Below are 18,111 nucleotides of genomic sequence, written 5' to 3' on the forward strand. Positions count from 1 at the left end.
GGCATTAGGAGCGGCCTAGTTTTGTCCGCAGGTGTGCGAGGAGATTTGGCCGGCCGGATTGAACCTCAGAACCGCGCTGACCGAGCCTTCGCGCACGACGTATGAAATGAGCGCTCCCTCGTCCAAGGGCTGGATATTGTCGAGCCGGGATGCCGGATGTTCGTTGAAGCGATCAGCCCAATACGAGCATCGGGCTTCTGAGCCGGTGATGGTTTTCCTCGCGCCGCAGCCGCAGTAAATGAGGGCATCTTCAGCGTACATTCCCACGTTCGCTTTGATATCGCCCGCGCGGTAGGCATCGAGCCAGTCAATGGCAGCGGCCATCGGGTCAAAAGACATACAAGCACCTCCAGCTGAATCGTTTCTGGCGAACCAGCTAAATCTCTTCGCCATCGATTCTTGAGTTTTGATGCCCGCGCACGGTTCGTCCATATGCACAACGCCATAGCCGATACTTGCCGTCGGCCTGTTATGCAGACCCGACCTTCGCAGTCTCGCTATCCTTTATTGAATGGAATCGAGATGAGCACGAAATGCTAAATGCAATGCGGGGGCCGGTAGCCGGCCGGACGAGATCGCGGCACTCAGTCGTAGCGAAGGGGCCGTCATGTCCGAGCTTCGCAACATGGCATCCCGCTGCGGTTAATTACTAGCGATGCTGGACATGCGCGACCTCGGCGATGTGCTGAGCATCGGCACGGGCAGGAGCACGAAGGATCGGACGTGACATGCGCTCGCTGTCGCGGCACCATATTGATGCCAAAGCCGAATCGGGCCGCATCTAAACTTGTGACATGGCCGCTTTGGTCGAGAGCTGGCATCTTACGCTCGCGTGGCTTGCCATCGACGAGCCTGTCAGCTGAGGGACCAGCGGCAACAGCCACCAGCTCGCTTGAGGGACGATTAGCCGAACTGCCCACAAACCTCAAAGATCAGGCTAGTCGCTTGCCAGCCGGTAGCGAGCGCAAAGTTCTTCTTAGAAACGCCCGTTTAGCCGAAAAGGCCCTAAGGATGAACCTGAGACCGGATGCTGGCCGAACGTAATTCCTCGTCTTCGCCGGCGCCATCTGGATACGCCAGTCGCCGCAGCACGCCCCCCCGGGGGCGGGATCGCTATCCGTAGAGTACGCAGAAATAGCAAGATCGCGATAGTGCCTGCCGAGCCATCTACTCCCGGGGGTCAAGACGCTGCCGAATGTTCGCAAGGAATCCGATCAGACCATCATCGGCGCGCGCGTCGTCCGGCGAGCCAACGGTGGTAATACCCCAGTTCGCCAGGACAGCCTCCTGCACCGGATTGCGCTGCGCCACGAAGGCGAAGGATGCCGGGCGGTCGTGGCGGTGCCCCGAATCCTCCCATGTCTGCCAAATCCGATGTAACAGAAGCCGGATGTTCGGATCCGACATGCTGTATCCGATAAAGAGGAGCGTGCTTCCAAGCGCGTCAGCGCGAAAGCGGACATCAAGCGGGGAATTGAACGCGAGCCTGTTGAGAAAGTCGGTCTCCGTCAGAACGAGCGAAGCGTCATCGTCGAAGTCACCATGGAACTTGATGATGTGAGTAATGCCTGCGGGAGCGCTCGCGATCTCCTTTGCATTGCTGATCTTTGCGTAGCGTTTGTCGAGGACATCGAACGCGGTCTCGAGATTGCGATCGTAGTTCGTCGTGTAGATGCTGGGAAAATCGAGCTCGACGATCAGCTTGTGAAGCTTCGAGGCTCCGAACTTCTCGGGATCGACCCGCCAATTGCGGTCCATCCAGCTGCGCAGCGGGCCGATGCCACCGCGCTTCAGTCGGTAATACTCCGCCAGCACCTGATAGCCGCCGTGCATTCCCTCGATGGCCCCGCGTTCGAGGCCGAGATCGTCAAGCAAATGATCGATGAGGCATTGCCACGATGGCAGGCCAACGGCCATCGAAACCCCCGCGCCGACGAACAGAATCGCCCGACGTCGCCGTATCGCCGCAGCCAGAACGTCGTACGCCGACCGCTGCTCCTGTGCGAGTTCCATGCTCTGGTCGTCCATCCCAAGGAAATGACTGGATGCGCGGCGAGTTCCTGCACGCGTCTATTGGTCATTTGGCCAGCGGGAAAGAAGCGCTTCTGTCGGTCTGCGCCGCGAAACGCACAATCAAGCGCCGGAGCTGCGCCTTGTGTACCAGACGCGCCGCCTTCTCTGCCGAGACCCAGATCGCGTCGCGCTCGCCTTTCTCGGGCCACCAGTTCTCCTAACCGTGCACCTTCATGGGAAAGACGGCGACATCCATGGTTTGCTTGCGCTTGCGCTTGCGATGCTTGAAGCTGCCCAACGCGCTTTGCGACTGCGCCGATCACACCTGCTTCCTCATAGGCCTCCAACGCAGCCGTGCGATGCGGCGCCGTGTTGCGGATCAGCGATCCCTTGGGCACCGACCACCGGCGCTTGCGTCTGGTGGTGATGAGCATCACGCGCAATTCGGAATCGTCAAAACGAAACGGCAAAGCTGCAAATTGTCTCTTACTCATCCAAAATCCTTCGGCTGAAGTCTATTAAGCGGACGCCATCGCGATCGTTCCTCTCCATTGTATGCCAGCCTGATGCAATTCGGCACGCGAACATCCGCAGTGCCGGAAAACTAGAACTTCCGCTCGACCATCTTGAGACGCAATCCGGAAATCGCCTCGCCCGGATTCAAGCCCTTGGGACACGCCTTCGCGCAGTTGAGGATGGTGTGACAGCGATAGATCCTGAATGGGTCTTCGAGCTTGTCCAGGCGCTCGCCCGTCGCCTCGTCGCGGCTGTCGTTGATCCAGCGCGCGGCCTGGATCAGGGCCGCTGGGCCAAGGAAACGCTCGGAATTCCACCAGTAGCTTGGACAGGACGTCGAGCAGCAAGCGCAGAGGATGCACTCGTACAGTCCATCGAGCTTTGCCCGATCCTCGTGGCTCTGTCGCCATTCCTTCGGTGGCGTGGGTGAGACGGTTTGCAACCACGGCTCGATCAGCGCGAGCTGTGCGTAGAAGTTTGTCAGGTCCGGAACGAGGTCCTTGACCGGCTGGTGCGGAAGGGGCAACACACGTAACGGCTCACCTTCCGGAATGTCCTCGCTCATGGACTTGGTACAGGCCAGCGTGTTCTGGCCGGCGATATTCATCGAGCAGGAGCCGCACACGCCTTCGCGGCAGGACCGCCTGAACGTCAAAGTGGAGTCGATATTGTTCTTGATCCAGATCAGGCCGTCCAGAACCATCGGCCCGCAATCGGTCGTATCGACGAAGTAGGTATCGAGCCGCGGATTGCGCCCGTCGTCGGGATTCCAGCGATAAACCTGGAATTCCTGTATGGCTTCGCTGTCTGGCCTGGGCCAGACAATCCCCTTTTCAATCCGGGAGTTCTTGGGAAGCCTGAACTCGACCATGATACCCTCCGGCCAGACATGTGGCGGTTCGACGATGAAGCGTAACGTTCAATCACCTGCGCAGGCGGATGGCGCGTCAGCCGAGACTGAAACACCGCAGCTGCAGGAGATCGTCGAGGGACACACCGAATAGCAGGATGCGAAAAGCCGGTGCTGTCGCGAGCACCAGCAGCAACATGAAGATCAGGTAAATCAGAGCCGGCGGCATCTCTCTAGCGAGCCTGTAGGCTACTTTTCGCATGCACCCTCCCTTGCGCATTGGAACGTGCCATGGCGGCGCCCATGAGCAACATTGCCGCGCCCCATAACAGAAATCCGATATCCCAGAAGATGCGCTGTCCATCCGGCAAGGTTTCATTCACCTGATGCAGCCTGAGAATCTCACGGTCCAACACACCTTCAATCAAATTGAAGATGCCCCATCCGAGCAAGACCGCGCCGATGCACTGCCGGCGCGACCAGTGAAGGTCGGGCGTTCGTGCCCGTTGCCACAGCACATGCAACCCGAGGAGCACGAGAAGATAGGCCGCGCTGTGGAAGATGTCGTCCCAAGTCGTTTTGAGCTTCAAATTATCGATCGAATTGAGCGGGTACCAGCCGCTTACCATATGATGCCATTGCAGGCAGCTGATGAAACACGATGCCGTCGAAAAACCCGCCCAGACCAAGTCCGAGAAAGACACCCGCAGAGATCGGGAAACTCGATGAACTATTGTCTTGCATGGATGCACTCGTGCGCCGCTCGGCACCTTGTTTTGAAAGCAAGTCGCCTTTGATACGACCGTTCCTATGACCACGGCGCAGGTTGCGCGCCAATAACATGCGTTAGTCGGCACTGCGGATAGTCATCGCTGAAGTCGGAGCAGTTGAGTGTTGTCGCGCTTCTCACGACGCGCATAGGAACGTTCGACGCGGCGCAGTCTTATGAACTCCAAATTGGAGATTCAGCGCAAGCGGAACTGAGAGGTCCAGAAGCGGCGTCCGCCGGATCTCGCGGTGGCCGCCGATGCCCCATCATGCGAGCCGGGAGGGAAGTGCCATGGCGTACGCGCGGTTCAAGGACGAGGAGAAGCTGAGCCGGACGTTTTCAACCAAAGAGGAAACGCTGAAGAAGGCCGACGACGCCGGGCTTGTCGAAGAGCGCTAGGGTGAGCCGGTACTCGATGACGATTTGAAGATCAAACCATGTTCGACGGACCCGATCCTCACAGCGACGAGGATCTCGATTGGGCGCCGGAAAAGTCGGCGTCCTGATCCCGCTCAACATCCTTTGCCAGATACTTTGGGTTATCGGCTTGATACTTGTCGTGTGCTCTGCATGCGGTCCGTTTGCCTAACTTCGCTTGACCAGCGGAAGACAACCTCCCACGCGGCCTAAGAGGAGCGAACGAACGTGAACGTCGGTTAGGCTCTGCTGCGAGCTCGCAGAACGGCCCGCTCTTCGGCCGCTGTTGGCGGTCAAACCCGACATCAGGCTGTCAGCTTCCAGGTACATGCCCTAGGGCGAAACCGGGATGCCCCGTTCCGCCTTCGACGGGTGGCCGGCTATCCAGCAATAGGAACGAGGTCGAAAGCCGTCAGTTCGGCTACTGGTGCGGCGGGGGCTGATTTCAGCCCGGCTGGCTGCCTAGACCTTATCGAACAGGCGGTGCTAATGCCACGCGTGACATCTGTATCTTGGACGCCAGAACAACTCGAACAGTTACAGCAGCTGGTGAGCAAGGGTGCATCGGCCGCGAGAGCAGCCGCAGCGCTGAGACGTTCAATGCAATCCGTAAAGGACAAGGCCCGCCACATCGGGCTACCCTTTCCGAGGCGGAAAGCTCTCCGGGCACGGCGGCAGGTGCCACAGGCAGATGCCGCCAACTAAGGCGCCCTACTTTTGGTCGCGCCTGGGCTTCTCCCAGAACAGCTTGTTGCAGCGCGAGCACCGAAAGATGGCAACGCCCCTCCGGTGAACCGACTACGTTGATGAACGTCATGGACTTATTGCAGGCCTCACAAAGAGGGCGCTGCCAGGTTTCTCGATCCGCCATTCCGCGCAAAGCGCAACAGCCGACACGGTTTCTAGCCTTGCGGAGGATCAGGGTGCCAGATATTCGGAACCTTGTGCTGGAGCAGTGCCATTGAAACCGCGATCTGCTCCCGAGAACGACGCAGCATCTCTCGCGTCATTTGGCTTCCATCGATCCGGTGCATTTTCTGCTCGCCCAGATACAGCCTCGAATTCCTTCTTGGTAAGCATGAGACAGGCCCTTTCGTCTTCCTGTTCCATTCGCGCGAGTAGGTCGAGTACCGAGTTAGGACAGTGCAAAAGTGAACTTAGGACTCGCCAATTTTGAGGGCGTAGGCAGATTCCGAAATTCGTGAGGAACGTGAATCGCTCGCGCGGCTTGTCCCGTACATCTGCTGAAGAACAGGTGGTCGCCCTTGTTTGAACCCCAGCCGCCCCGACACGGCTGGGGTATTTTCGTTCATACCCCGGCGAAACTGGGGCGCGCAGGCGGACGCGAGAATTCACGCTAATTCAGCTTGCGGCGGAACTTCGGTGTGAGCGCGCGCTGGTCGTCCATGTAGGGCGTAACGACCTGTCGCACTTCTATCTCGGCGATTTGTGCATCTAGTATTTCTAGCTGATCTTCGAGGGCGCGGATGTTCTGGTCTGACGAGGCTTTCGCAGCTCTTTCGCCGATGCGCTTCTGCTTGGTTGGACTCGTACCATTAGCCCCCGTTTTTTTCTTGCGGCAAGCATATGCGAAGCCCGGCGAAATCAAAACAGGTCACTGCGAATTCAGCTTAGACCCACCGAGGTCGAACCACGATCAGGTTCTGTCCCGCTGATAGGAACTGGTACCGTGCGCCCCGACTTTGGTCTGCGTGCGTTTAGACGCATGAGGCTGTTTAGTTCGTAGCCCGAGCGGCCCCAGCCCTGGGTCCTTCCCCCCGGCCTGGGATCGTTTCTTTGGTGCGAATGGCCCGTCAGCGTGAAGTGGCTCGGGCGATCAGCCGAGAGCCATCTCGCGCGGCATTGCTTGATATTGCTGAGAACCATCGCGAGGTCATTCATCCGGACCGACGACAGCCGCTCCGTCCGCATCAGCAAGCACAAAGCCGTCCCCCAGTTCGGCAGCTACGAAGTCTGCTTCGCAGATGGTCGGCCGAGCGTCTATTTCTACTGAGACGATGTCGCGGGACGGCGGCTCGCGCCGAACCTGTTGACCGGGACAGAAGCGCTGGAGCAGGCCCGGGCACTCGCAAGAGCGGAGCTCGTCCGCTATCGAAAGACGAGATGAGCAAAGGGGCGGTCTTTTGAAGCCCTCGTAAAGTCGCGAGCCGTCGGCTTGGGAAAATTACGAGTTAACGGCCGAAAGAGGAACGACAACTGCGGGCGGTTAGTTGACAGCCGTCGGCACGAACGGGATCTCGAATGCGGGATCTCGAATGGCTCGAGGTTGCCTCCGGATGCCTGGTCGCCTGCCTGATCCATGACGACGTCGGCCATACTGGCACGCGACCAAAGCTCAACCGTCCGACCTTAGTTGTCTTGCTCATGAGCCGCGTAAGCCTGCGCAGCGCTGCATCTCGCCGTTGCGGCATGCGGTCAATAACGATCTCAGCAATAGTCGAATTGCCGGTGTGCTCCGCGCGCCACGCCCCCTTGATCGCGCCATTGATCGACGTGTACCTCACCGCGGCGCGCATGAGATCGGAGGCTCGGTCGAGCTGTGTCTAGCCAGTTTTGCGGTGCGGTTGAGATTATCTCCGCAGCAATGTCTGCACGATCTTGCAGACGTTGGGTTTAGTGTACAGGTCAATAATCTTGTTTGAAGACGAGTTTAAGGGCGGCGTGCTATACACGCTGTCAGCTTCGATCATCTTGAATACCCTTCTGTGATTGAGGTTAGGGCCGGGGCGGAAGTCGCGCTTCCCCTTGGCTCGTATTTTTAGTAAACTGAAAAAATGAAGAAGGCGATTACGGTAAATAAAAGGTCTCGCGGTCGACCGAAGAAGGCTGGCGGGGTCGATCCGGTCAGCGCTGTCCGACTTCCTGCCGATCTAACTCAGGGGGTTGATGCCTGGGGAGAGGCACGCGAGCTAAGCCGCTCCGAAGCCATCCGCCGGCTGGTCGAAATCGGGCTCAAGGGGAAAGGGAAATAGGTGCCGCCGCGCGCCAGCCATCTGCCTTCGCACGTGGAGCGCAACGCCCTTCAAAAGCTACAAACAGGTCGAGAAATGAGATTGAAAGATCTCGCGCTAACCGGTCATCGCACGATCTTGATCATGATAGCGAAACGCTGGATCGAGCGTGGAAGCGAAAGCGGCACCCACCGGATTACGCCGTCGGGCGACGCCGCGTTGCGCATGAAGTTGCCCTAGTTGCGCTGCGAAAGCGCGCACCTGAGTCGCGGCCGGTCCAAGGTAGGAGGTGCTCATCCACCGTTTTACAACCTTGGGAAAACTGCGTCTATGTCAGCTGGCCTGCATTTTCCGAATCGCCAATGCGTGCTCGCTCGACGCTGTATCTCGCGTCGCGGAGTTGAGGCATGAGCCACTTTTTATCCGTGCTGCTGTTGGTGACGACCGTATTGCTAACCGTCTGCTTCGGAGTGGCAGCTTGGCGGATATCGGACGAGAGGGGCCTCGAAATCAGCGGTCAAATCCCCCGCCAGTCCTTTGGTTTGAAGCCGGCCGCTCAATAGGAACAGTTCGACCTCCAGGAGAGTCGGTTCGCACAAAGCCGCGCTCAGAGCGATGGACAAAGCGCTTGCCTATGCGATTTCGATATTCATCGTCGTTGTCGGCGTCGGGATCCTTGTTGCCGGCATCACTTCCAGCTCGCCAGCCTTTTGGACGTGCGTTGCGGTCGTTCCCATTTCGATTGGTCTCGTGAGCGCCTTTGGCGATTGCTAGGGATCATCTGGCGGCGGCCCTCCTCGAAGCTGAGCTCCCTCCTTTGCAATTTCATGATAATGGCTGATCGGCGTCCTCGTGGGCCGTCCTGTCTGTGTAGGGTCTATGCTGGGTCGGCTTTTGTTTCGCTGGCAGGTTTAGTTCCGCCTTCCGGGGTGCCAATGTTGCGCAAGTCATGGCTCGGACAGATAAGCTCCGCGTCCGGTGACGGCGACTTCCGCTCCCTTGTCGAGGCCGTTCAGCGCCGCGGCGTGCGGGTCACCGTGATTTCCACGATCGCCAGCCAGCCGCCGATGATCGCCGACGAGCTGCGCCGCCGGGCCGACGTCTTCACCGACCTCGTCGAGCTGCAGGCCAAGCTCGGCCGCGACCCGTCCGAACGCCCCGCCCTGCGTGGTCGCGAAGCGCGTGGACACATGCCAATTCTTGCAAGAGCCGAAAGGGAACGACCCTCCTGGCTAGACAGTTAAGGATCGCCCGCATCGATCAATTTGGGCGGACGGACTTCAATAGAACAGCATCACCGACATCCATGCCGCCAGCGACGCACAGAGACCAATTCCTAGATAAGGCAATGCAAGGCGCATCGGGTTTCTCCTCCGAGACGCGAAATATGCCTTAGCTTTGCATGTCTGCAGGCCGACGACTACGAATCTACGGTTGTGCTGCTGCCAGTCCCAGGCGAGGACTTGGTGGAGCACTCGACCGGTCCCTCGGCTTGCTGCTTCTGAACCTGATCTTCGACGTACAAGAGCACCGTGCGCCGTGTGCGTTGATCGGTTAGCTTTTGAAATGCCCTAATCAAGCGCAGCATCTGTAGATCTTCGACACTGTTCGACATGGCGAAAACCTCATGGAAAAACTTAGCAAGCAATGGGGAAACTATGCAGCGCTTCGCCTCGCAGTGGAACGCGGAACTTCGTCGCAGGTTAAGGTTTTCCGGTCGTGCCGCCGACGCCGCGGAGCGGCCCCGGCCTACCCCAAAAGACCCCCCTGGAGCCGGGGCCGGTCTCTCCGCCAACGAACGGCTGGCGGGGCTGCCCTCCACCCTCGGCACGAAGCCATTTCGCACTCCCGGCGAAATCTTCTTGAAACATACGAGGTCGAAGCTTGGCCGCATCAAATATGGGGATGCCAGATGTTAGTCCTGATGAACCTGATTTGGCGCCGGCTTGCCTACACAATGCTGATCGGTATGCGCTGTAAGCTCGTGCGGCAGTAATGGTGAAGGCGGCTTTCGTCAGGAGGCCACCACCATGCCCAAAGAGATCGCTATAGCGCTCTGGTCCTTGGCAGCTGCCTGCGTAGTCGCATTCAGTATGGCAGCGCTGGTTGCGCCCCACTAGAAGAGACACAGACCCGCCAACGTGAACCTCGGCAGAAGTGGCGCCGACCGGGGCTGCCTACTGCGCCCCTCTCGCTCCGCAGCAAAAGGCCGATGTCTCCGGCCACCGAAGCAATATACCGTCCAAGCTCGGTGGCGATTTCGATCGCGGTCGAGCCCGCGTTGATCACTTTGATCAGCGTCTGTACCTCGTCCTCGATCCACTGCTTAGGTTTGTGATTTCGCACGCGCGACGCTCCGATTCGCGCGCGCAAAATTGTTCCCATTCTCGGAACTGAACGCCCATCACATGTGTTTCGGTTCCACCGAAATTGTGTTTGCAAACGGGGCAAAGTTGGAGCAGAATTTTGTCGCCGGGGCTGGCTGCATATTTCACGTTTCGATTTGACCCGGGTTTTTGACCATGCGCGGGCCGCAGCGATTTAACCTCCCGCTGCGGCCTTCGTATGTGCGGTCACACCCGGGGAGGGTGTACGGCCGGCCTATTTGATTTTCGATCAATGGAGCGGGACCGTTCCTAGTCGTCCCAAATGACCTTTGCACAATTTGCGCACTGGCAGACGCGGGCACTCCGCCGGCCGTGCAAACGAGAAACCGCCGCTTTACTGCGGCATGCCGCAGTCATCGCACCGCGGCGGCGGGAGTCTCATATGGACGCCTGGTGAGGTCGGCATGAGCATCCAGATGAGCATGCCAATGATTCGATGAACGGCTATTTCATAGGTCAGCCTGCACTGCTTCACCCGGGTAGGCCAGAGCCGCTGCGCACGACAAATCAGTTTGCTTCGGGTGGACTCGGAGGCGGGAGCCCATATTCCCGGGCGCTCTTTGCGGCAAGTTCCCGGAGCCGGAACTCGCAATCCGTTTCGGACGTTTGTTCCTAATGACCCACGCAGTTCTCCTAGTCGACGATGATCCGGCGGTCCTCGATGTAATCGCGAGCATGTTAGAGGAAATCGGCTGCAAAGTTATCCGCGCCAACCGCGGGGCTGAAGCCTTCCTGTTGCAGCATCATGATCGCATCTCGGTCCTGATCACCGACATCAATATGCCGAGCATGGACGGCCACGAGTTGGCCGAGCGGGCGACCCGTCTCCGCCCAGCGCTGAAGGTTCTGCAATTGTCAGGACGAGCGACGGCGAGACGGTTTCCCGATGATCCGGAAGCCATTCTCCGAAGATGACTTGTATCGCGTGATGCAGCAGACCACCGGTGCCTGCTGATACTCTGGAGCTAGTCGGCGTTAGAGCCTTGGGCCTAGCAGCGTCCGCATGCAGCGATCGAGAGCGTCTAAGAGGAAAGGCTTCTGTAGAACTGGCCGACCTTTGAATTGCTCCGGTACGCCATCGGCGCCATAGCCGCTCGCGAAGACGAAGGGAATGCCGCGGACCTGCAAAGCTTCTGCGATGGCTGCCGAGCTATCCCGGCCAAGTTGCAGATCGAGAATAGCGGCGTCGCATTCAGCGCTCATGGCCATGGTCAGCCCAGAGCCTAGGTCACCGGCCTCCCCAGCAAGCTCGTGACCAAGCTCAGTCAGCATATCCGCAATCATCATGCGGAGAAGCGTTTCGTCTTCAACTATCAGTACTGATGCCATGCTTCTCAGTACGCCGGCAGGTTTGTGAATGGGAGTCTTTTCCCGACCTCTCATAAGGGCTGAGCTGCAGCCGGTTCTGAGGCCCGAAGCTCGCTGGAGGAGTTGATCAGGCGAGGCTAAGCCGACTTGGGCCTATTTCGGATATAGACTACCGCACCGCGGCCAGCAGACGTCAGCTCACCGAGAGTGGTCTTCCCTTGCCGCGCGGCTCCGATCAGTTGCTCGGCAACATATCTGCGGCTTTCGTGATCGCCGCCGTTCGTCAATTCCGCACAAACTTGCTCCAACACCACGTCCATGTTCGCTTGAACTCGATCTGGAAACTCGCCCACGCCCTTCTCTCCTTCGAGGAAACGTAACGAGGCTAAGCTCCTTTCTACAGTGGGTACAGCGCAGCGTGACGACGAGGTTAAGGAGCTGCTTTGTGCAAAAGTGAACTCAACGGCGTGAAGAATTGGCACCCCTCGCATTATACAGCCAGGGCTCGAACAATTGAGCTCAGCCGGAGTCGTCTTAGGTAAGGAGGAAATGGAGCGATCCGATGGACGAAAGGAAAAAACTCGAGCATCAGATCGCACTGGCTACTCGGACAGCCGCATACACCAAGGACGAGAACACCGCGAGCAGGCTGCGGCAGTTTGCTGATCAGCTGAGGCGCAACCTATTGCCCTCTTCTTCCCGGCGGGCCCAGATCACGGCACGTGCCTATCAGCTGTGGGAAAGGGCCGGGCGCCCTTCGGGGCGCGACCTGGATTTCTGGCTCGATGCTGAGCGGGAGTTCAGCCGACCCGACCGTGGGAGCCAAGATTAGGGCACGACGACGCTCCGCGCGGTCCGCTCGCAAAAAAGCGGAGCAGTGGCCAGTTGTGTGCACTTTCAGACCGTCAGTTCCGACGGGGGAACGTAGACCGTTGCCGCCTCTCTTAGCAGAAGCGAGCACACGCCCTCCGAAAATCAAGAAAACGGCAACGGCGGCCGTCCGCAAAACAGTCTCCTTCATATGGTCGGCGCCCGTGATTACAAGGCGCTTCGGCCTTACCTCGATTTGGCGGAGGTCCATTCCGGTGAGGGACAAGACCGAGCGTGATTTCCTCTATCGCGATATCTCGCACCGCAGCTTCAAGCGCCAATTCAGCCTCGCCGGATATGTCCAGGTGAAAAGCGCCGCGTTCGACAATGGCTTGCTGACCATCGAACTCGTCCGCGAGATTCCGGAAGCCATGAAGCCCGCCGGATTTCGATCGGCGATGCCTCGGCCGGCAACGTGCCGAAGCTGGAAGCTAAGGCTGCCGCCTAGCGCTCGCGCCTCGGAACCGCACGATTCGTCGCGCGGCTCCATCCATTCGTCAAGAAAAGGACAGAACCATGCGGCCGACGACCGCTGGCGACAATGTTTTCGACTTCAACGCTCTTCTTCATCCCGGTACGGTGTTTGAAGCACCGAGAGACGTTCTGGATCATCCGGCCCTGACGCTGACCGAGAAGCGCGCAATCCTGGCATCATGGGCGTCCGACGCGTCCGCGATCGCCTCTTGCCCGTCGATGCGCGCACCTGCCGGCCTCAAGAAGCCGGTATCGATCGACGAAATCTTGGACGCGTTGCGCGCCTTGGACGGTGGCCCACGGACGCCGCCCGGCGGAAAGCCCTACCGTCTCCGTTCGACCGAACGTGCGGCCGCCGCGGCGTAGTTTTGGAGGCCCTGATGACGATGGACGAAAACCTGGCACGCCTTCGTGCCCATCATAACAACATCAGCCGCTACCGCCGGCTCCTGCGTCAGGCTTTTGCCTCTGGAACGCCAGTTCATCGAACGGCGACTTTCCGAAGAGGAGGCCGCTCTGCAAAGCCTTTCCGCTTCGACCTTCCCGAACGCCTTCAGGGAGCCAAGGCTTGGTCGACCGTTGCCTGTTGCAGACGTGATGCCATGAGCACGACCTTCAACCTGGGTCGACCGGGCTCGGGCTCGTTCCCTTTGGCGCTCCTCAAAAGGTTTTTCGTGCGCGAATATTGAAGACTCCGGCTGCGGACGGCGTATCATCGGCCGTGGAGATTTCAGGGATGGCTGTCTCGACCAACGAGCGTCCGATGTGCCCTGTGTGCAAGCACCGGATGGCGTTGGCGCGCATCTCTCCCGGCCCCGCGGATTCGATGAGCGCACCTTCGAGTGCTCGACTTGCGAGCGTACCGAAGTGGTCAGCTTCGCGGTGGATCCGATACAAACCGACGCGGTCGGCTGGCTTGCCGGTGAGCTGAAGCCGCGAAACTGAGTGTTCGGTGTGAGTGGCGCGATGGATGAGGACTTCTGCAAAGAACAGACGCAACGCATTCGCGCATTGGCTGACCGGGCTGATCTCCTTCACCAGGCGATGCCTGTTGGCGCTGGTCGTCCATACGCCCCCGGGGTGGCCAGTCCCTTGAAGGCCGCGGAGCGGCCGCTGCCGGTGCGCGTCACGCCCCCGGCGTCGATCCTCTCAGGGTGGGCGAGGCGTGACCAAGGGCGCGATCGAAGTCTGGTGCGACGCTTGCGGCGGCGGAGGATCCCTGCCCGCGCGGGAGTCCGAGCCGGCCGCAGGACCTATCCGGGCCGCGGCGTGAAGGCAAGGGCCGTATGCCGGCCAAGCCGAGTGAGGTGCGGCTCACACCTCCGGGAGCTTGACATGGCAACTATGAATTGAGGAGGCGAGAATGCTCCTGATAGGACTTGGCGCTCTGCTTGTTCTCGGCGGAATCTTGTACATGGCACGCGCTACTATTTGGCGGGGATCGCTTAGCCGGCCCGCTGGCGATACACTGGAGCCGACGCGGCGCGGCGTGGGATTCCTGGGGATCGGAGCGAACTGGCCGGGCATTCTCCTTATGGCAATCGGTGCCGTTCTGTTGGTGGTGGGGGCCGGCCTCTAGCCTCAGCCATCCGCCGAGCTGCCGCCCTGGATGACAAGTTGGTATCGACGCTTCAGCCGATGGCTCGTGGTAGTAGCGGCGTTTTGGAGGCGATCGAGGTTCGCGCCGTCTTTAGCAATCACGAGCAGTCGCCAATTCAGGCCATCGGGTTCCGCGTCGTCGTGTTCAATCTCGACGGAGATAACGAGCTCCCCGCCGGGAACGTGCCGGATCTCCTGAAGAGCGATCAGTTCGAGATCGGCCTTGGACATCAACGTTCTTGCCACCGGTCTCCTCCCGGCCGGCCTAACGCAGCCTCAATCGCTACGCGACTGCTTTATGAAAACGGCCCGCTCGATCATGTCAGCGGGCTATTTCTTTCGCTTCTATTTCCCTTTCATCTTCGGGTCATTCATGGTCGCCCCCGGGTTAGCCGAACTCGGGCTGCTCGATGCCCCTTGACCGCTGGTCGCGGCTGGAGAATTGCCGCCGCCCCCAGATCCCGCACCTGCGCCTCCGCCGTCCCCTGATCCCGCACCCGCGCCGCCGGCTCCGCCCGATCCCGCGCCCGCGCCAGCCCCCGCTCCGCCAGCCCCCGCTCCGCCCGCTCCTCCGGCCCCGCCCCCAGCGCCACCCTGCGCGGAGGCGGCAGCGATCGATCCGAACACAAGTGCAGCTACGAGCGCCATCTTGCCAATCTTCATGGTGCTTTCCTCCTATTTAAGTTTGCTTGCAACCGACCGCTGTAACCTTCGTTCCTAAGCTGGAGCAGGACCAAACGCGTCGAGGTGCCGCACGGGCAGGATACCTCACTTGCAGCAGACGACTTCCCCGTGGAGGTCGAGATCAAAGCGAGCCGGTCGCACCTGCCGAAACAGAGGGGCTCGCCGACCGACTCGCCGAACCGCTCAACGAGCATGCGCACCAATGCCCGGTAACAACCACAAGGCCCCGGCTTAGGTGGGAAGCGAATTCGCTCGAACGCATTTTCCGCATGCCGCGGCAGAATGTCTCGATTTGAGCTCCCGATAACTTCAACAAGGCAGGCAGTGCCGCCGATCGTATCGGATCGCGACATCGGCCTCGCTCTCTCCGTTGCCTTGAATTGAGACCCCCGACCAATTGTCGGGGCGCTGATTTCATATCGTCCGCCAACTAGCCCCTAGACGCTTGTCTCGCCCATTCAAGTGAACTTGCGTTTATCGGCACCGACTCGCTGATATCGACGACCGGAACGACATCAATGTCATTCCAGAAGTTGTACTTTGCCACGAAGGCGGTGACGGCTTTTGGGTCGTTGGCTTCGACCAAAACATAGCCCCCTCGTCCCGCGAGGTTCGCTACGAACGCGTGTATCGTCAGCCCCTTCTCTTCATCCGGCGTCCACTTGCTGAACGCCGCAAGAAGCGATTGCGACCCTGCGAAGTTTTGGTCAAAGGAAAGGCCAGCAGTGCGGACTGTATATTCGAGCATGTATTTCATGAAACACCTCCTTCAAAACTGGACAGTGAGCCACGCGCCCCATCTAATCTTAAGTACGAGCGGTCGCGCAAGTGTTAGCAGCGGCGAGAGCGACCTCATTGGTCGTGAAATTGCCCGGTCATGACCCATCGCGTCGGTTGCCGCAGCGGGCATATCTAGAAATTCGACACAAATCGGACGTCGCGTCAGAGGGCACACCGACGCGATCGGCGGGCCGTCGCCGACATTCGCTCCTACAATCGGTTACTTGCGAAGAACGAGCCTTAAGCCTTCAGGTCGGTGATCCGCATAATCGCGACCACGTTCCCATCATTGAACGCCTGCTCCTTTGTGTCCTTGTTGCAGGTCCAGACAAAATTCTTCTTGCCGGTAAAGCTCTTTTCGTCCTGCTCAAGCCGAAGCTCTCCTTCGGTGATATGGCAGACCATGGCATTCATCATAGGAGGCCCCATGGTCTTCGATCCCGGCTGCATGATGACGTCACGCATTGAGACGGTCTTAAAACCCGGGATCAGCGATGGTGTGTCGCCATCATACTGGCGCACCACCACACCCGGCCATGGAGCTGTGTCCTTGTAGCCCGTGGTTTGAGCGGCGGCGGGCTTTATCGTGGCCGCCGTAGCCGCTGCCAACCCGAATGCCAATGCAGACCTTCGATCGATCTTGCTCATCGGTTTTCTCCTCTGCAACAAGCCGCCGCAAAAGTTGCGCGCGTGGGGAATGTGAAATCGTGGTGTGAAACCGAAAAGGGGGCGGTCTCTTAGGGTAGCGTACCTGCCGATAGCGCTAGTAACTGCTCGTTCGTCCCGAACGGTGACTTCGGCACATCCCGCTTCAGGGGCAACCACATTCTACAAGACTGGATGCACCCCTAGAAATGGGTGTTTCGCCCCAAGAGGCAAAATGCCTCAGCTTGCTCATGGCCCGAAGATCGTACTCGCTGTCGGCAACTTCACACTGCGTCCAACTGAATACGCAAGTCAGTGTGGCTGACTGGTTCTACGGTGTGTGTGTGTGCTGGTCGCAGGGCATATTTCGCGGAAGGCTCCGGGAGAGGAATGTAATCGGCTGCTTTTGGAGAAGTACGCGCACGATAAGTCATGGCGTTCTAACCCCATCCAGTGGTGCGATTACGTGGCAAGCTTGACGCTCGTTTATAGCGATCTCGGCACGCGACCCGAAGTTTGCCCCTGCGCCGATGCCCTACATCTCCCCCAGTCATCGTCTCCGGTGCGGACCGCCGCCTTGACCCATAGCTGACTTCATAGCATCGAGTTATACTGCCCTCACGGCCAACGTACTTTGTAGAGTCTGGTTGCGGTCACATTTCTTGCAGGTAGGAGGCATGAAAATGAGCCAGCAAGCACAGTGGCAGGTCGTGGGCAGTGCGCCCGAGGTATACGAGCGAGAGCTGGTGCCGGCTGTGTTTGGGGTGTGGGCTCCGATACTTGTTGAGCTAGCTCAACCTCGGCCTAGCGAGCGTATTCTCGATGTCGCGTGCGGCACTGGTGTTGTGGCGCGCATCGCCGCAACGCGCGTCGGTCCAAGTGGTACCGTGGTTGGGATTGATCTCAATCCTGGAATGTTGAGCGTCGCTAGATCAGTCGCATCGCCGGATTCGCGGTCCGGCGGACAACTCCAGTGGCAAGAGGCGAGTGCGGATAAGCTGCCATTCCGAGATGGTTCATTTAACGTCGTATATTGCCAGTTGGGCCTGCAATTCTTCGCCGACCGGCCCGCGGCCTTACGCGAAATGCGTAGGGTTCTTGGTCCCGAAGGAAGACTCGCGCTGATGGTGTGGAACGGCATTCACGAAAGTCCCGGATTTGCTGTTCTGGCTGACGCATTGCAGCGACACGTTGGTCGAGCCGCGATAGCTATCATGCGTGCGCCATTTGGGTTGTCCAATGCCGACGAATTGGAAGCTCTCGTTCGTGCCATCAGGACGTTGCAATTCAACAGCGGAGTGGGACCGTGCGCTTTCCGACGGTCGAGCGATTTGTGTTGAGTTACGTTGCGGGCTCGCCATTGGCTGGTCCGGTATCACAGGCAGACGCTGCGGCGCGCGCAGCTCTAATCACCGACGTCAGGAACGCCCTGGGTAAATTCACGAGCAATGATGAACTGGCCTTCCCCATAGCCGCCCACCTGCTATGCGCGAGAGTGTAGAACAGTTCGAGTTTTGCCTCGGTTGCCGCGACGCGAACGAGAATTGCGGCTTCCGTTGTTGGCCCGTCGCCGACCTTCGCTTACAGGGCCGCTATGTCTGCCTTTAGGAGATAAGCCGACCCCAGCTCTAGCCGCTATGAAAGTCAGACTGTGACCAAAAGCACACGCGCGCTGATTCAGTCATCAGCCGCCGCCAAACTTGGATGGATCATCGTAGGCAGGAGGATCGTCGTGATCGGTCCGGAGACCTCCCGGAACGGAATCGTCGCGATAGATGCGCACGCCGCCTGGAGTGATACAGCTCGGGGTGACCACCTGGCCAGGAC

Annotated in this window: 21 protein-coding genes and 2 pseudogenes; 11 read left to right on the forward strand and 12 right to left on the reverse strand. The window is 59.2% G+C overall.

Features of this window, described 5'->3' with window-relative positions; genetic code table 11:
* Positions 1-15 precede the first annotated feature (15 nt).
* Entirely contained in the window at positions 16-339 is a 324-nt protein-coding gene (locus ACVWW3_RS22535; RefSeq protein ID WP_456648619.1) for a nuclear transport factor 2 family protein, read from the reverse strand.
* A gap of 828 nt (positions 340-1,167) precedes the next feature.
* On the reverse strand, positions 1,168-2,013 hold the full coding sequence (locus tag ACVWW3_RS22540; protein WP_456672417.1) for an SIR2 family NAD-dependent protein deacylase: 846 nt from the start codon (positions 2,011-2,013) through the stop codon (positions 1,168-1,170).
* 32 nt (positions 2,014-2,045) lie between these two features.
* Between ACVWW3_RS22540 and ACVWW3_RS22545 the strand changes: the two genes are divergently transcribed.
* Positions 2,046-2,234, forward strand: coding sequence for a hypothetical protein (locus ACVWW3_RS22545; RefSeq protein ID WP_456672124.1), 189 nt, complete (start codon positions 2,046-2,048; stop codon positions 2,232-2,234).
* 383 nt (positions 2,235-2,617) lie between these two features.
* On the opposite strand, the gene ACVWW3_RS22550 is transcribed toward ACVWW3_RS22545, so the two are convergent.
* The 5 genes from ACVWW3_RS22550 to ACVWW3_RS22570 all read right to left on the reverse strand — a co-directional run bounded on the left by ACVWW3_RS22550 (position 2,618) and on the right by ACVWW3_RS22570 (position 6,174).
* Positions 2,618-3,400, reverse strand: coding sequence for a succinate dehydrogenase iron-sulfur subunit (locus ACVWW3_RS22550; protein ID WP_456648618.1), 783 nt, complete (start codon positions 3,398-3,400; stop codon positions 2,618-2,620).
* Between the two features lie 76 nt (positions 3,401-3,476).
* Positions 3,477-3,641, reverse strand: coding sequence for a hypothetical protein (locus tag ACVWW3_RS22555; RefSeq protein ID WP_456648617.1), 165 nt, complete (start codon positions 3,639-3,641; stop codon positions 3,477-3,479).
* A complete protein-coding gene (locus tag ACVWW3_RS22560; protein WP_456648616.1) occupies positions 3,613-4,083 on the reverse strand; it encodes a DUF2243 domain-containing protein in 471 nt (156 codons plus the stop codon). Before ACVWW3_RS22560 ends, ACVWW3_RS22555 begins: the two co-directional genes overlap by 29 nt.
* Positions 3,971-4,222, reverse strand: a complete 252-nt coding sequence (locus ACVWW3_RS22565) for a DUF2243 domain-containing protein (RefSeq protein ID WP_456648615.1) — start codon at positions 4,220-4,222, stop codon at positions 3,971-3,973. The genes ACVWW3_RS22560 and ACVWW3_RS22565 overlap by 113 nt, the downstream gene beginning before the upstream one ends.
* Positions 4,223-5,922: 1,700 nt before the next feature.
* Positions 5,923-6,174: a hypothetical protein gene (locus ACVWW3_RS22570; RefSeq protein WP_456648613.1), complete on the reverse strand. Its 252-nt coding sequence runs from the start codon at positions 6,172-6,174 to the stop codon at positions 5,923-5,925.
* A gap of 1,186 nt (positions 6,175-7,360) precedes the next feature.
* Between ACVWW3_RS22570 and ACVWW3_RS22575 the strand changes: the two genes are divergently transcribed.
* The 4 genes and pseudogenes from ACVWW3_RS22575 to ACVWW3_RS22590 all read left to right on the forward strand — a co-directional run bounded on the left by ACVWW3_RS22575 (position 7,361) and on the right by ACVWW3_RS22590 (position 10,839).
* On the forward strand, positions 7,361-7,558 hold the full coding sequence (locus ACVWW3_RS22575; RefSeq protein ID WP_456648612.1) for a ribbon-helix-helix protein, CopG family: 198 nt from the start codon (positions 7,361-7,363) through the stop codon (positions 7,556-7,558).
* The gene (locus tag ACVWW3_RS22580) at positions 7,559-7,777 is read left to right on the forward strand and encodes a hypothetical protein (protein ID WP_456648611.1); all 219 of its coding nucleotides are present in this window, start codon (positions 7,559-7,561) and stop codon (positions 7,775-7,777) included.
* A gap of 728 nt (positions 7,778-8,505) precedes the next feature.
* Positions 8,506-8,773 (forward strand): annotated as a pseudogene (locus ACVWW3_RS22585) (NYN domain-containing protein); the annotation flags it as partial.
* Between the two features lie 1,826 nt (positions 8,774-10,599).
* Positions 10,600-10,839 (forward strand): response regulator, encoded by a 240-nt coding sequence (locus ACVWW3_RS22590; RefSeq protein ID WP_456672125.1) that lies wholly within the window; start codon positions 10,600-10,602, stop codon positions 10,837-10,839.
* 60 nt (positions 10,840-10,899) lie between these two features.
* Here ACVWW3_RS22590 and ACVWW3_RS22595 read toward each other — a convergent pair whose 3' ends face one another.
* Positions 10,900-11,253, reverse strand: coding sequence for a response regulator (locus ACVWW3_RS22595; protein WP_456648610.1), 354 nt, complete (start codon positions 11,251-11,253; stop codon positions 10,900-10,902).
* A gap of 541 nt (positions 11,254-11,794) precedes the next feature.
* Here ACVWW3_RS22595 and ACVWW3_RS22600 point away from each other — a divergent pair.
* The 4 genes and pseudogenes from ACVWW3_RS22600 (at position 11,795) to ACVWW3_RS22615 (ending at position 13,265) form a co-directional block, all read left to right on the forward strand.
* Positions 11,795-12,064, forward strand: coding sequence for a DUF2934 domain-containing protein (locus ACVWW3_RS22600; protein WP_247338771.1), 270 nt, complete (start codon positions 11,795-11,797; stop codon positions 12,062-12,064).
* 259 nt (positions 12,065-12,323) lie between these two features.
* A pseudogene (locus ACVWW3_RS22605) lies at positions 12,324-12,550 on the forward strand (Hsp20 family protein); the annotation flags it as partial.
* A gap of 68 nt (positions 12,551-12,618) precedes the next feature.
* On the forward strand, positions 12,619-12,942 hold the full coding sequence (locus ACVWW3_RS22610; RefSeq protein WP_247338773.1) for a hypothetical protein: 324 nt from the start codon (positions 12,619-12,621) through the stop codon (positions 12,940-12,942).
* Positions 12,943-12,956: 14 nt separating this feature from the next.
* Positions 12,957-13,265 carry a hypothetical protein gene (locus tag ACVWW3_RS22615; protein WP_456648609.1) on the forward strand — a complete coding sequence of 103 codons (309 nt, stop codon included), beginning with the start codon at positions 12,957-12,959 and terminating at the stop codon, positions 13,263-13,265.
* Here ACVWW3_RS22615 and ACVWW3_RS22620 read toward each other — a convergent pair.
* Both ACVWW3_RS22620 and ACVWW3_RS22625 read right to left on the reverse strand, forming a co-directional pair.
* Positions 13,237-13,614 carry a hypothetical protein gene (locus ACVWW3_RS22620; protein ID WP_354107579.1) on the reverse strand — a complete coding sequence of 126 codons (378 nt, stop codon included), beginning with the start codon at positions 13,612-13,614 and terminating at the stop codon, positions 13,237-13,239. The two genes, ACVWW3_RS22615 and ACVWW3_RS22620, sit on opposite strands and share 29 nt — an antisense overlap.
* Before the next feature lie 543 nt (positions 13,615-14,157).
* Positions 14,158-14,406, reverse strand: coding sequence for a hypothetical protein (locus ACVWW3_RS22625; RefSeq protein ID WP_456648608.1), 249 nt, complete (start codon positions 14,404-14,406; stop codon positions 14,158-14,160).
* Here ACVWW3_RS22625 and ACVWW3_RS22630 point away from each other — a divergent pair.
* Positions 14,399-14,596, forward strand: a complete 198-nt coding sequence (locus tag ACVWW3_RS22630) for a hypothetical protein (protein WP_247338778.1) — start codon at positions 14,399-14,401, stop codon at positions 14,594-14,596. The two genes, ACVWW3_RS22625 and ACVWW3_RS22630, sit on opposite strands and share 8 nt — an antisense overlap.
* Before the next feature lie 693 nt (positions 14,597-15,289).
* On the opposite strand, the gene ACVWW3_RS22635 is transcribed toward ACVWW3_RS22630, so the two are convergent.
* Together ACVWW3_RS22635 and ACVWW3_RS22640 are read right to left on the reverse strand one after the other, a co-directional pair.
* Complete coding sequence (locus tag ACVWW3_RS22635) at positions 15,290-15,616, reverse strand: DUF3303 domain-containing protein (protein WP_354107577.1); 327 nt, start codon at positions 15,614-15,616, stop codon at positions 15,290-15,292.
* 263 nt (positions 15,617-15,879) lie between these two features.
* Entirely contained in the window at positions 15,880-16,287 is a 408-nt protein-coding gene (locus ACVWW3_RS22640; protein ID WP_456648607.1) for a hypothetical protein, read from the reverse strand.
* A 680-nt stretch (positions 16,288-16,967) separates the two neighbouring features.
* Between ACVWW3_RS22640 and ACVWW3_RS22645 the strand changes: the two genes are divergently transcribed.
* Positions 16,968-17,624 carry a methyltransferase domain-containing protein gene (locus ACVWW3_RS22645; protein WP_456672418.1) on the forward strand — a complete coding sequence of 219 codons (657 nt, stop codon included), beginning with the start codon at positions 16,968-16,970 and terminating at the stop codon, positions 17,622-17,624.
* Positions 17,625-18,111 lie beyond the last annotated feature (487 nt).

Source organism: Bradyrhizobium sp. LM2.9, assembly GCF_054056555.1.